Genomic DNA, 12,883 nt, shown 5'->3' with positions numbered 1-12,883 from the left:
GATGAAGCAACAGAGGGCAAGGGTGCGCACGTCGGTGCGTGCCCTGGGGCTGGCAATTGCATTGGCAGTGCCGGGCGCGGTGATGGCGGCCGAGCCGGCTGCCGCGAACGCGGCGCCCGACGTTGCCAGCGCAGCGGGTATGAGCATGGTCACCTTCAACCTGCATCATGACCGCGAAGACTGGCCGAGCCGGCGCCGCACCATCCTGGCCGAGCTCAAGCGCCTGCAGCCGGATGCGGTTGCCCTGCAGGAGGTGATCCAGCGCCGCAACGTGCGAAACCAGGCGCAATGGCTGGCCAGCCAACTCGGCTACAAGTACGTGTTCGTGTCCACCGATCCGGTCGGGGCACCCAAGCGCTACGGCAATGCACTGCTGACCCGGCGGCCGATCCTCGCCCAGGGGGATCATCTGCTGCTGCCGTTGGACGACTACCGCACCGTGGCTCACCTGCGCATCGACGTCGACGGCACGCCGGTGAACGTCTACGCCACGCATCTGAACGAGCGCAGCGATGAGAGTGGGCAGCGCATCCGTCGCACCCAGGTCGAGGACCTGCTGCGCTTCATCACTACGACGTCCGCCGGTGCGCCGGTGGTGATCGCGGGCGACTTCAATGCGCTGGTGGATGCTGGCGACCTGAGCGAGCTGCGCAGCCACTACGGCGACAGCTACGGCAGCGTGCACGTCAATACCGACCTGTCCGGGGTCAGTACGCTCAACCGCCACTATTACCAGGCGCCGTCGCGGATCGACCACATCTTCTTCCAGCAGGACGAGATGGTCGCGCGCGAGGCGAAGCTGCTGTTCGACCAGCCCGATGACAGCGGACGCTGGGCCTCGGACCACTACGGCGTGTGGACCCGGTTGCAGTTCGCACCGAAACCCTGACGGAGCAGGCTCCGGCAGGTGCCAAGCTTGGTTGGCACGAACGTGTCCGCGTGCACTCAATCAACGGCGCCAACCAAGGTTGGCCTCTACCAAAGCAGTGACCGTGCGCGGGTTGTGCGCTGGTTGGCCTCCACCAAAGCAGTGACCGTGTGCGGGGTGTGCCCTGGTAGGTGCCAACCTCGGTTGGCGCGTGCGTGTCCACGTGCACTCAATCAACGGCGCCAACCAAGGTTGGCCTCTACCTAAGCCGTGATCGTGCGCGGGGTGTGCGCTGGTTGGCCTCCACCAAAGCAGTGACCGTGTGCGGGGTGTGCCCTGGCAGGTGCCAACCTTGGTTGGCACGAACGTGTCTGCGTGCACTGAATCAACGGCGCCAACCAAGGTTGGCTTCTACCAAAGCGAAGCCAGCGCCAAACGCACACACAAAAACGGCGGGGATCATTGATCCCCGCCGTTTCGTTTTCACGCGATCAAGGAGCGATCAGTTCGCCGGCGGCGTGCGCTTGGCGGCCTCTTCGTCTTCTTCATCGGTCTTGGCTTCTGCAGCCTGGGCCGCAGCGTCGGCATGGCCATCGGCGACCGGGTCGATCGACGGCGTCACCACCGCTTCGGCGACCGGGGCAGCGGCCTCGATCGGCGCGGCTTCCACCGCCACCGGAGCGACCGGCTGTTCGGCGGCCACGACGGGCTCGACGACCGGCGTGGCTTCAACCACCGGCGCGGCCTCAACGGCCACCGGCTTGGCTTCAACCGCCGCAGCGGCTTCAACGATATCTGGCTTGGCTTCAACGACCGGCGCAGCCTTGACCGCCGCCGGCTTCGCTTCGATCACCGGAGCGGCTTCAACCACCGGGGCGGCTTCAACCGCGACCGGCTTTGCTTCGGTCACCGGCGCGGCAGCGGCTACCGGCTGGGCCGGGGTCGCGGCGTCGATGGCATCGAGCATGCTGGTCTGCACCGGCGAGGACGCCGCTTCAGTCTTCGCAGCAGCTTCGACCGGGGCCTGCACTTCAGCCACGACCGGGGCGGCGGCTTCGACCACAGCGCTGCTCACCACGGCAACCGGTGCGGCGGCAACAGCGGCGGCAGCACGGACCGGCTTTGCGGCGTCGGCAGCGGCCGGTTCGGCTTCGTCATCGAAGTCGAACTCCGGCTGCGAACGGGCCGGCTGCGCAGCAGCGACCGGCGCAGTGCCGGCAGTGCTGTCGACGCTCGGCTCGGCGTCATCACCGTCTTCACCATCATCCTGGTCATCGCCCAGAGCGTCGCTGCCGGCGGCGTTCTCGGCGCCACCACGACGACGGCGACGGCCACCGCGACGGCCGCGACGACGGCGGGTCGCGCCTTCGCCGGTCTGCTCGCCATTGGCGTCGGTTGCAGCCTCTTCACCGGCAACCGCAACCACCTCGGTCTCGCTGGCGGCGTTGGCAGTGGTGTCGACCGGTGCTGCGGCTTCGGCCGGAGCGGCGGCCACCGGCGCAACCGGTGCGGTCGCTTCCTGCGCGGTCACCGTATTGGCGGCGACCGCCGTGGCGGCCACGGCTGCAGCCGCGGTCACGGCTTCGGCCGGTGCTTCGGCGGCGTTGCGCTGCGGCTTCTCGGCCGGCTTGTCACCGTCCTGCTGCGGGCGCGGCTGCTTCGGCTGCTTCAGCTTCGGCTGCTGCGGGTTCTGGCCCTGCTGCTCGTTGCGCGGCTTGTTCTGCTGCTGCGGCTGGTGCTGGCCATCCTTCTGCTGCGGCTCCTTCTGCTTGCCCTGCTGCGGCTGCTGCTGGGCATTGCCGTTGTTACCGTTGCGGCCGTCCTTGCTGCGCTGCTCACCGCGCTCCTTGCGGTTGCCGCCGTCCTTCTGCTGCTGCGCGTTGCCGTTGCCGCCGTTGCCACGGTTGTCGTCGCGACGGTCCTTGCGGTCCTTGTTGCGATCCTTGTTGCGGTCCTTGCGGCCGCCGTCCTGCTGCTGGCGGGCGACCGGAGCCGCCGGTGCCGGTGCCGGCGCCGGTTCGCCACCGAACACGCGCTTGAGCCAACCGATCACGCCGCCGCTCGGGGCCGCTGCAACCGGCGCTGCCACGACCGGGGCCGGTGCCGCTGCGGCCGGCTCCACTTCCTCGCGCACCGGAGCGGGGGAGGTGTGCTTGACCTGGGTCACGGCCGGCGGCGGGATGTTCAACTGGCCCTTGGTCAGGGCGTGCACCGGCAGCTTGCGCGGGGTGCCGCGCTGGTAGCTGGGCTTGTTGCTCTCTTCACCCAGCTCGTTCTCACGCAGGCGGGTGACGGTGTAGTGCGGGGTGTGCAGCTGCTCGTCGGCGACGATCACGATCGGCGCCTCGTGGCGCTGCTCGATCTCACGCAGGGCGCTGCGCTTTTCGTTCAACAGGTAGTTGGCGATCTCCACCGGGGCCTGCACCAGCACCTGCCCGGTGTTCTCCTTCATCGCATGCTCTTCGGCGACGCGGATGATCGACAGCGACAGCGACTCGACGCTGCGCATGCGGCCGTGGCCGTCGCAACGCGGGCAGACGATCTGGCTGGACTCGCCCAGGCTCGGGCGCAGGCGCTGGCGGCTCATTTCCAACAGGCCGAAGCGCGAGATGCGGCCGACCTGCACGCGCGCACGGTCGTACTTCAGCGCGTTGGCCAGGCGGTTCTCGACCTCACGCTGGTGCTTGTTGGAGGCCATGTCGATGAAATCGATCACCACCAGGCCACCCAGGTCACGCAGGCGCAGCTGGCGGGCCACTTCCTCGGCCGCTTCCAGGTTGGTCTGGAAGGCGGTGTCCTCGATGTCGCTGCCCTTGGTGGCGCGCGAGGAGTTCACGTCGACGGCGGTCAGCGCTTCGGTCTGGTCGACCACGATCGAGCCGCCCGACGGCAGGCGCACGTTGCGCTCGTAGGCGCCTTCGATCTGCGATTCGATCTGGAAGCGGTTGAACAGCGGGATGTCGTCCTTGTAATGCTTGAGCTTGCGCAGGGTCTGCGGCATCACCTGCTGCATGAACTCGCGGGCGTGCTCGTACATCTCCTCGGTGTCCACCAGGATCTCGCCGATGTCGGCGCGCAGGTAGTCACGCAGGGCGCGCACGATCAGGCGCGATTCCTGGTAGATCAGGAACGGGGCCGGCTTGCTCAATGCGGCTTCGGCGATGGCGCGCCAGACGTTGAGCAGGTAATCCAGATCCCACTGCAGCTCTTCCGCATCGCGGCCGACGCCGGCGGTACGGATGATCACGCCCATGTCGTCGGGGATGTTCAGCTTGTCCAGGGCGTCCTTCAGGGCGGCCCGGTCTTCGCCCTCGATGCGACGGGAGACACCGCCGGCGCTGGGCGAGTTCGGCATCAGCACCATGTAGCGGCCGGCCAGCGAGATGAACGTGGTCAGGGCGGCGCCCTTGTTGCCACGCTCTTCCTTGTCGACCTGGACAACGATCTCCTGGCCTTCCTTCAGCAGTTCGCGGATGCCGGCCTTGTTGTGGTCGACACCGGCCTGGAAGTAATCGCGGGAGATTTCCTTCAGCGGCAGGAAGCCATGGCGGCCGCCACCGTATTCAACGAAGGCCGCTTCCAGCGAGGGCTCGATGCGGAAGATCCGGCCCTTGTAGATGTTGGACTTCTTCTGTTCCTTCGACGGCTGCTCGATGTCGATGTCATACAACGACTGGCCATCCACGATGGCAACACGCAGCTCTTCAGCCTGCGTGGCGTTGATCAGCATTCGCTTCATTGTTGCGTTCCTCGCAAGCGGCTACCGCGCGGAACGCCATGGGGTTTCGCCTCTGGACACGGTTCGCCGCCCATTCGCGCAAGCGCGGGGAGGGCGGCTTGGGTTTCCAGCGCTACGACACCACGGCAGGCCGCGGGAGCGCTTCACTCTTATGGGTTTTGGGGTGTTACAGGCCGCAGGCAGCTGTCAGCCAGGCTGGAGCGCCACGCGGGACATGTTCAGCACGGTTGCGTGTCAGGCATCCGGCGATGGCCGGGAAGGCCGGTGAGCCGCTAACATGGCCGCCCCGCGGGCGGTGGTCGCGCACTGTGCCGGATTCGTCGGAAGCTGGGCTTCTGGCCCTGAGTAACTTCCAACGAAATCAATCCCTTATCTCGCCCCCCGAGTGTAACAGAATAAACAGCCTGATGACTGCCCAAGACCCCACCAAACCCGCTGGCGACAAGCCTTCCGTGCGCATGATCACCGTTCCCGCCGACCGTGCCGGCCAGCGCCTGGACAACTTCCTGCTCGGCCAGCTGAAGGGTGCCCCGCGCAGCCTGGTCTACAAGCTGGTGCGCAGCGGCCAGGTACGGGTGAATGGTGGCCGCGCCAAGGCCGAACGCAAGCTCGAGGCGGGTGATGAGGTGCGTGTGCCGCCGGTCCGTCTCACCGAAGAGGGAGACAAGGCCGGTCCGCCGGAGGCGTTCATGCGCCGCCTGGAGCAGGCCATCGTCTTCGAGGATGCCCGCCTGCTGGCCCTGAACAAGCCCACTGGCGTGGCCAGCCATGGCGGCAGCGGCATCAGTTTCGGTGCCATCGAGACCCTGCGCGCCCTGCGCCCGGGCCAGACCCTCGAGCTGGTCCACCGGTTGGATCGAGACACCTCGGGCCTGCTGATCGTGGCCAAGAAGCGCTCCGCGCTGAGCGAACTGCAGGCGCTGCTGCGTGAAGATCACGGCGCCGGCATCCGCAAGCGCTACCTGACCCTGCTGGCCGGGCGCATGCCCGACGGCGTGATGACGGTCGATGCGCCGCTGCACGTGGGCCTGCGCCAGGGCGGCGAGCGCCATGTGCAGGTCAATGCGATCGGCAAGGAATCGATCAGCCACTTCCGTGTGCTGGAGCGTCGCGGTGGTCATTCCTACTGCGAAGTCCGCATCGAGACCGGCCGTACCCACCAGATCCGCGTGCATGCCCAGCATCTGGGGCATCCGGTGGCCGGAGACGACAAATACGGCGATCCTGCGGTCAACAAGCAGCTTCGTGAGCAGATCGGGCTGAAGCGTCTGTTCCTGCACGCGGCCTCGCTGGAGTTCGCGCTGGACGACGGCAAGAGCCCGTACGTGCTGAACGCACCGCTGGCCGATGAGCTGGTCGAGGCGCTGGACCGGCTGCGCTGACGGCGGTTCGGCGGCGCCGGGTGCTTGGTCGGCGCCGTCGCTTCCCTGCGATGAGTGGGCTTGTCACTTTCTTTGCTCGTGCAAAGAAAGCAACCAAAGAAACACGCCGCCATCCGCGAGCCGGCGCCCTGCGCTCCTCGGTCCGCCGAGGGGCGGCGCGGAACTCGCTGCGCTCAGACACCCGCGCCTCTTCACCCTCGCCGGACCTGCGGTGCTCGGCTAGCTACAAGGCGGACCAGACAGCCGCAGCGTAGACCCATACCCGCACGTAGCCTTTGTAGAGTCGAGCGACGCTCGACTCGCGCGCGCAGCGCGGGCTTCGCTTTCTTATTCTTTCATCGCGTGACTGGCACGCACAGAAAAATGACGGGGCACGGGCGGGGGCGGCTTGCAGGGGTGTCCGCCGCATGGATGCGGCGGCCAAGCCTCCATGGATGGATTCACGGCGTCCCCTGCAAGCCGCCCCCGCCCGTGACCTCTCGATGCTGCGGGACGTACCAGCCGCGAGGGGGCTCAGCCCGTTGGCCGCAAACCCCTCACCACTTGAACAGCACCAGGCTGATCGCCAGCGTGCCCATGCCCGCCACCAGCCCGTACACCGTCTCGTGGCCCTTGGCATAGCGCTTGGCCGCCGGTAGCAGCTCGTCCAGTGCCAGGAACACCATCACGCCGGCGATCAGCCCGAACACCCAGCCGAAGGTGGCGTGCGACAGCGACCCGGACAGCAGCCAGTAGCCCAGCGCCGCGCCTACCGGTTCGGCTAGGCCCGACAGCAGGCTGGCGCTGAACGCGTAGAACTTGTTCTGGGTGGCGAAGTACACCGGCACCGCAATCGCAATGCCCTCGGGAATGTTGTGGATGGCGATGGCGAAGGCCAGCGGCATGCCGACCGACGGACTCTCCAGCGTGGCAAAGAAGGTTGCCAACCCTTCCGGGAAGTTGTGCGCGGTGATCGCGATCGAGGTCAGCAGGGCAACCCGCTTCAGGTACTCGCGGCTGTTCTCGCGGAACGCCGGGTCCTGCTTGTCCAGGCTGTCATGCGGGTTGGGGATGAAGTGGTCGATCAGCACGATCACGATCACGCCCAGCAGGAAGGCCAGAGTGCCGTAGGTGAAGCCGGTGCGCTCGCCATAGGCCAGTGCGAACGAGGCAATGGACTTGTTGAGGATCTCCGACAGCGACACATAGACCATCGCACCGCCGGCGAAGGCCAGGCCGAAGGCCAGCAGGCGCGGGTTGGGGCGGCGCGAGAACAGCACCAGCAGGCTGCCGATGGCGGTGGCCAGGCCGGCCGCGAGGGTGACCGCCAGTGCGATCCAGACATTTTCGGGGGGAATCTGCAGCATGTACCGACGCGGTCCTGGTCAACAGACAACCGCCCCGGATGAACCCGGGGCGGGGAGGGCGAGGCGGGCGTCGGCTGGCCTCGTCGGGGAGCGCGCGATCAGCCGCCGCGGCGCAGGCGTTCTTCGATGGCGAAGCACTGGTCCGGCTTCGGCTGCGGCGGGTTGAAGCTCACCGGCACCTGGATCGTGGCCGGCACCGGCTGGCCGTTGCGGGTGGCGGCATTGAACTGCCAGCCCTGCACGGCGGTCCTGGCCAGCTCGTCCAGCTGGGGGTTGCCGGCGCCGGTCAGCAGCGCCACTTCGCTCGGCTTGCCGTCGGTGCCGATGGTCACCTTGAAGGTGCTGGTGCCACCCACGCCCATGCAGGCCAGTTCCAGCGGATACTGCGGCGGCGGTGTCTTCACCGCAGCCACTTCGGTGGGCGGCGGCGGTGGTGGTGCCGCTGGTTCGGACGCGCCACAGCCGGCCAGGCCGGTCGCAGCGATCAGGGACAGGCTCAGCAAACGTACGTTCATGGCAGTTGCTCCGTCAGGGCCGAAGTCTTCGCCGCACAGATGAAGTCGTTCTCGCTCAGGCCGCCCACATCGTGGGTGGAGAAGCGCACGACCGCGCGATCGTAGTGCACGCCCAGGTCCGGATGGTGGTCCTCGCGATGGGCGATCCAGGCCAGCGCGTTCACGAAGGCCATGGTGGCGTAGTAATCCTTGAAGCGGAAGGTGCGCGACAGGGCCTGGCCGCCCTCGCTCAGCTCCCAGCCGGGAATCTGCGGCAGCAGTTCGGCCAGGCGGGCTTCGCCAAGCTTGTGGTCGCTGCCTTTGCGCGGCACGCAACGGGCCTGGGCCAGTGGAATCAGGTCGGCCATGGGAATCTCCACCTCGTGTTGACTGAACAATGCGCCGGACGGTGTATAAACCGAATGAGCGGTTGACGCTTACTTGGCTAGAATAGCCTGATGATCCAGATCTCCGACACTGCCCAGACCCATTTCCGCAAGCTGATCGAACGCGAGGGCGTGCCCGGCATGGGCGTGCGCTTGAGTGCGGTCGAGCCCGGCACCCCGCGCGCCGATGCCCGGCTGGAGTTCGCTGAACCGACCGACCTGCTCGGTGACGAGTGGGCGGTGGACTGCGATGGCTTCACCCTCTACGTCGATGCGAGCAGTGTCGGCTGGCTCGATGGCGCCGAGATCGACATCGTCGCCGGCACCGCCGGTACCCAGCAGTTGACCATCAAGGCGCCGCGCATCAAGGGCGAGGCCCCCGGCGATGCCGCTTCGCTGGTCGAGCGCGTGCACTGGGTGGTGGAAAACGAAGTCAATCCGCAGCTGGCCTCGCATGGCGGCAAGGTGGCCGTGCAGGAAGTCTCGTCCGACGGCGTGGTGCTGCTTCGCTTCGGTGGTGGCTGCCAGGGCTGTGGGATGGCCGACGTGACGCTCAAGCAGGGCATCGAGAAGACCCTGATGGGCCGCGTGCCGGGCGTGACCGCCGTGCGCGACGCGACCGACCATGACAGCGGCCACGCGCCGTATATCCCGCGCGGCAACGTCGCCTGACCGCTGACGCGTGCCTCTGACCCGGGCCGAGCAACTCATCGAACTGCTGCTGGCCCGCCAGCAGCCACGCGCCGTCCTCGAGAAGTCCACGCGCCTGCCCTATGGCTGGGCGCTGTGGCTGCGCTCGCTGGGCCCGCTGCCGCGGCCGTTCCACGCCCGCGAAGTGATTGCGGTATTGCTGCCGCGCCCGCTGCCTGGAGCGCCGGGCCAATCACCCCGGCTGTCGCCGTGGCAGGCGCTGCGCAGGTTGTTCTGGCAGGACTGGGATGCTGCGCCGCGCGATCAGCGCTGGATGCGCTGGACCTCGGCGTTGGCCAGCGCGCTGCTGCACCTGTTGTTCTTCATGCTGCTGCTGTGGGTTGCGGTGATCCGCACCACGGCACCGGAAGCAGAGGGCGCCGAAGGCGAGCGTGTGCAGGTGGAATTCGTCGGCCGCGCCTCCCAGGAGGGCGGAGGCGATCAGCCGGGTGCCGAGGCGGCTGCGGCTGCACCGGCCGGCCAGGTTGCCGCCGGCCAGGCAGCAGGGGCCGCGACTGCACCTGAGCCGCGTCCTGCGGCCGCGTCGGCGCCTGCGCCTGCACCTGCACCGGCTCCAGCACCGGCAGCCAGCGTGCCGTCGCCGCCGGCCGAAGCCGGGCCGGCCCCGCTTGCGGCCCCGCCACCGTCGCCGGTGCAGGCCACCGAAGTGGCGCAGGCCAGCACGGATTTCGTGGTGCCGCCGGTCAGCGTGCCGCGCACCGAGGTCAGCATCGTGCCGCGTGACACCACGCCCACGGTGCGCGAGCGCAGCGTGCAGCCGGTGCAGGCGCCGCCAACCCCAACCGCGATGCGTGCGCCGCAGATCGCGGTGCGGACGCCGCAGCTGCGTGACATCCCGGTGCAGGAGCGCGAAGTCAGTACGGTCGATGCACCGGTGGTGTCGCAGCCACTGCGCACGGCCGATGTGCAGGTGCGCGTGCCGCAGCGGGACGTACAGGTGCGCGAGCGTGAAGTGCAGGCGGTGGTCGATCCGCAGGTGCGGATGGCGACCGTCGCCGGTCGTGAACCGGCAGTGCATGCGCCGGCGGGTCGTGACGTACAGGTGCGCGAGCGCGAAGTAGCCTCGGCACCGGTGGCAGCCCCTTCGTCTTCGAGTGGCAATGCACCCGCGGCAGCGCCCGCGCCGGCGGCCAATGGCAGCGCGACGCAGGCGAGCAGCAGCGCCGCGCGGCCTGCTGCATCCAGCACGACCCCGGCCCAGGCCGGAGCGCGCCCGGCCCCCAATCCGGGCAACTGGGCCACGCCCGCCAAGGGCGATGACTGGGGTGCATCGAGCCGCAACCAGGACGGCGCCGACAAGGGCGCCCGCCAGGCCAGTACCAGCGGCAAGGGCAGTGGCCTGTTCAATGCCGATGGCAGCGTCCGCGTGCCGGGCCAGGAAGGCGAGGGGCGTGCCGAGCGCGGTGCGCCCGGTGGCGCCAACGACGGCTGGAGCAAGGAACGCATCGCGCAATCGGGCACCTGGCTGAAGCGACCGCCGTACGACTACACGCCTACCTCGTTCGACAAGTACTGGGTGCCGCAGGAATCGCTGCTGGCCGAGTGGGTGCGCAAGGGCGTCAAGGCAATGGAGATTCCGTTGCCGGGTACCAGCACGAGGATCTCCTGCGTGATCTCGATCCTGCAGGCCGGTGGTGGCTGTGGCCTGACCAACCCCAACATGCAGGACCAGCCGGCGGTGGCACGACCGCCGCCGGACATCCCGTTCAAGAAAGAGCTGCAGGAAGATAACGGGAGCCGCTAACCGCTCCCGTTGTCCACGCATGTTTCCTTGTCCCCGCGCCGTTGGCGCGCCTCCTTGAACAACAAGGGGGCTTTTTGATGGACCCATCGCGGGATGTGACGGCCATGCTGGCGCGCTTTGGTAGGTGCCGACCTTGGTTGGCACAGAAGCGCCGACCAAGGTCGGCATCTACCGGAGCACGTGTGCCGACGAAGGTCGGCCTCTACCGGAGCACGTGCGCCGACCAGGGGCGGCCTCTACCTGGGTGGTGACCTCACGCGCTCTGCGACAGAAACACCCAGAACGGCACGTCGCGGCCAACCCACTGGCCGGCTCGCGCTTTGGTAGGTGCCAACCTTGGTTGGCACAGAAGCGCCGACCAAGGTCGGCCTCTACCGGAGCACGTGCGCCGACCAAGGTCGGCCTCTACCGGAGCACGTGCGCCGACCAAGGTCGGCCTCTACCGGAGCACGTGTGCCGACCAGGGGCGGCCTCTGCCTGGGCGATGACCTCACGCGCTCTGCGACAGGAACACCCAGAACGGCACGTCGCGGCCAACCCAGTCGCGGCTGGCTTCGTCCATCACGTCCAGCAACGTGTCGAAATCCTTCTGCGTGGAGGCGCGCAACGTGTCCACGTCGGCCAGGAACAGCGCGTAGCCGTTGGCCGGCAGCCACTGCAGGTCGCGCAGGTTGTCCGACAGCGCATCCCAGTTGCCGCCGAAGCCGGCAGGGAAATCCAGTTGCGCGGCCAGCCGGGCCAGCAGGGTGCGCTTGTCGGCCACGCCTTCCAGGTCGATGCGGATCACCTTCAGCCCGGCATCGCGCATCGCCGCGGCCAGTGCGCCGATGTCGTCGCTGTCGATGGCGTAAACGCCGGCATTGTTGATGTCATGCAGGCCGAGGCCGAAATCATCGTGGCTCATCACTGCGCTCCCTGGGCCGGTACGGTGAAGCTGCGGAACGATTCGTAGTGGTCGTCGGTGTAGTACCACGCCTCCGGCGGATCGCCGCCGGTGACGATGCGGCGAGCGCCACGGGTGCGCGCACCGGGGGTGTCGACGGTGTATTCGCGGTAGTAGCCGCGCGGGCGCTGCGGCAGCTGCTGCTCGCGGTTGCCGAAGGTGCTGCCGTCCTGGCGGTGCGGGAACGGGCCGCCACGCTGGATCAGGGCGATGGTCTGCCGGGCTTCGGCGGGCAGGAATGCGGGCAGGCCGCTGTCGTTGCCGGTTGCGGCCGTGGCAGGCGCGCGCGCGGCAGGCGCACCCTGCAGGTCCGGCGCGAACTGCGGCGCAGGCGGGCGCTGCATGAAATGGTTGACGACCAGGCCGAGCAGCAGCAGGGCGATGGCGGTGATCAGCAGCCGGGGGTTGCGCATGGGCAGGGGCGGGCGAGGGTGGTGCGGGCACTGTAGCGCCTGTGCGCTGCACGGTGCATGAGGACGGCGTCGCGTCACTGCTGCGTAACAATTGCCGTCATGCTCACTGGCAGGACGCAATTTCCTTTACATCCCCCTTGGTAATCTGGCGGTCTGTCCCCATCATTCACCGCGCAACGCCCGACACCGTCGGGTGCCCTCGCAATCAGGAGATGCATCATGGCCTATACCCTGCCCAAGCTGTCCTACGCCTACGACGCGTTGGAACCGCATATCGATGCGGCGACGATGGAAATCCATCACACCAAGCATCACCAGACCTACATCAACAACGTCAACGCGGCGCTGGAAGGCACCGAGTACGCTGACCTGCCGGTCGAAGAACTGGTGAAGAAGCTCAAGTCGCTGCCGGAGAACCTGCAGGGTCCGGTGCGCAACAACGGTGGCGGCCATGCCAACCACTCGCTGTTCTGGACCGTGATGGCTCCGAATGCTGGCGGCAACCCGGTGGGCGACGTGGCCAAGGCCATCGACAAGGACCTGGGCGGCTTCGACAAGTTCAAGGACGCCTTCACCAAGGCGGCGCTGACCCGTTTCGGCAGCGGCTGGGCGTGGCTGAGCGTGACCCCGGACAAGAAGGTCGTGGTCGAGAGCACCGGCAACCAGGACAGCCCGCTGATGGAAGGCAACACCCCCATCCTCGGCCTGGACGTGTGGGAACACGCGTACTACCTGAAGTACCAGAACCGTCGTCCGGAATACATCGGCGCGTTCTTCAACGTCATCGACTGGAACGAAGTCGAGCGCCGTTACCAGGAAGCGATCGCCTGATCGCGGTAACGGGATGAAGTGAGAAG

The 12,883-nt window shown here is 67.7% G+C and carries 11 protein-coding genes; 5 read left to right on the top strand and 6 right to left on the bottom strand.

Going from position 1 to position 12,883, the window contains the following annotated elements:
- The first annotated feature begins 1 nt into the window (after position 1).
- Entirely contained in the window at positions 2–889 is an 888-nt protein-coding gene (locus MG068_RS13915; protein WP_132810492.1) for an endonuclease/exonuclease/phosphatase family protein, read from the top strand.
- Between the two features lie 481 nt (positions 890–1,370).
- Here MG068_RS13915 and rne read toward each other — a convergent pair whose 3' ends face one another.
- Positions 1,371–4,607, bottom strand: coding sequence for a ribonuclease E (gene rne / locus MG068_RS13910; protein WP_132810491.1), 3,237 nt, complete (start codon positions 4,605–4,607; stop codon positions 1,371–1,373).
- A gap of 407 nt (positions 4,608–5,014) precedes the next feature.
- Between rne and MG068_RS13905 the strand changes: the two genes are divergently transcribed.
- The gene (locus tag MG068_RS13905) at positions 5,015–5,989 is read left to right on the top strand and encodes an RluA family pseudouridine synthase (RefSeq protein ID WP_132810490.1); all 975 of its coding nucleotides are present in this window, start codon (positions 5,015–5,017) and stop codon (positions 5,987–5,989) included.
- A gap of 536 nt (positions 5,990–6,525) precedes the next feature.
- On the opposite strand, the gene zupT is transcribed toward MG068_RS13905, so the two are convergent.
- The 3 genes from zupT to MG068_RS13890 form a co-directional block, all read right to left on the bottom strand.
- A complete protein-coding gene (gene zupT, locus MG068_RS13900) occupies positions 6,526–7,335 on the bottom strand; it encodes a zinc transporter ZupT (RefSeq protein ID WP_006456115.1) in 810 nt (269 codons plus the stop codon).
- 98 nt (positions 7,336–7,433) lie between these two features.
- Positions 7,434–7,850, bottom strand: a complete 417-nt coding sequence (locus MG068_RS13895) for an energy transducer TonB (RefSeq protein WP_032129663.1) — start codon at positions 7,848–7,850, stop codon at positions 7,434–7,436.
- On the bottom strand, positions 7,847–8,197 hold the full coding sequence (locus MG068_RS13890) for a 4a-hydroxytetrahydrobiopterin dehydratase (protein WP_006456031.1): 351 nt from the start codon (positions 8,195–8,197) through the stop codon (positions 7,847–7,849). The genes MG068_RS13895 and MG068_RS13890 overlap by 4 nt, the downstream gene beginning before the upstream one ends.
- Before the next feature lie 90 nt (positions 8,198–8,287).
- On the opposite strand from MG068_RS13890, the gene MG068_RS13885 reads away from it, so the two are divergent.
- Together MG068_RS13885 and MG068_RS13880 are read left to right on the top strand one after the other, a co-directional pair.
- Complete coding sequence (locus MG068_RS13885) at positions 8,288–8,887, top strand: NfuA family Fe-S biogenesis protein (protein ID WP_032129662.1); 600 nt, start codon at positions 8,288–8,290, stop codon at positions 8,885–8,887.
- A gap of 10 nt (positions 8,888–8,897) precedes the next feature.
- A complete protein-coding gene (locus MG068_RS13880) occupies positions 8,898–10,670 on the top strand; it encodes a hypothetical protein (RefSeq protein WP_132810489.1) in 1,773 nt (590 codons plus the stop codon).
- 490 nt (positions 10,671–11,160) lie between these two features.
- On the opposite strand, the gene MG068_RS13875 is transcribed toward MG068_RS13880, so the two are convergent.
- On the bottom strand, positions 11,161–11,574 hold the full coding sequence (locus MG068_RS13875; RefSeq protein WP_032129660.1) for a barstar family protein: 414 nt from the start codon (positions 11,572–11,574) through the stop codon (positions 11,161–11,163).
- Entirely contained in the window at positions 11,574–12,026 is a 453-nt protein-coding gene (locus MG068_RS13870) for a guanyl-specific ribonuclease (protein WP_132810488.1), read from the bottom strand. Before MG068_RS13870 ends, MG068_RS13875 begins: the two co-directional genes overlap by 1 nt.
- A 219-nt stretch (positions 12,027–12,245) precedes the next feature.
- On the opposite strand from MG068_RS13870, the gene MG068_RS13865 reads away from it, so the two are divergent.
- Positions 12,246–12,857 (top strand): superoxide dismutase, encoded by a 612-nt coding sequence (locus tag MG068_RS13865; protein ID WP_005410310.1) that lies wholly within the window; start codon positions 12,246–12,248, stop codon positions 12,855–12,857.
- The last annotated feature ends 26 nt before the right edge of the window (positions 12,858–12,883 follow it).

This window comes from Stenotrophomonas sp. ASS1 (assembly GCF_004346925.1).
GTDB lineage: Bacteria > Pseudomonadota > Gammaproteobacteria > Xanthomonadales > Xanthomonadaceae > Stenotrophomonas > Stenotrophomonas maltophilia_A.
Note: the sequence above shows the minus strand (reverse complement) of the source record. Positions and strands in the feature narration are given on the sequence as shown.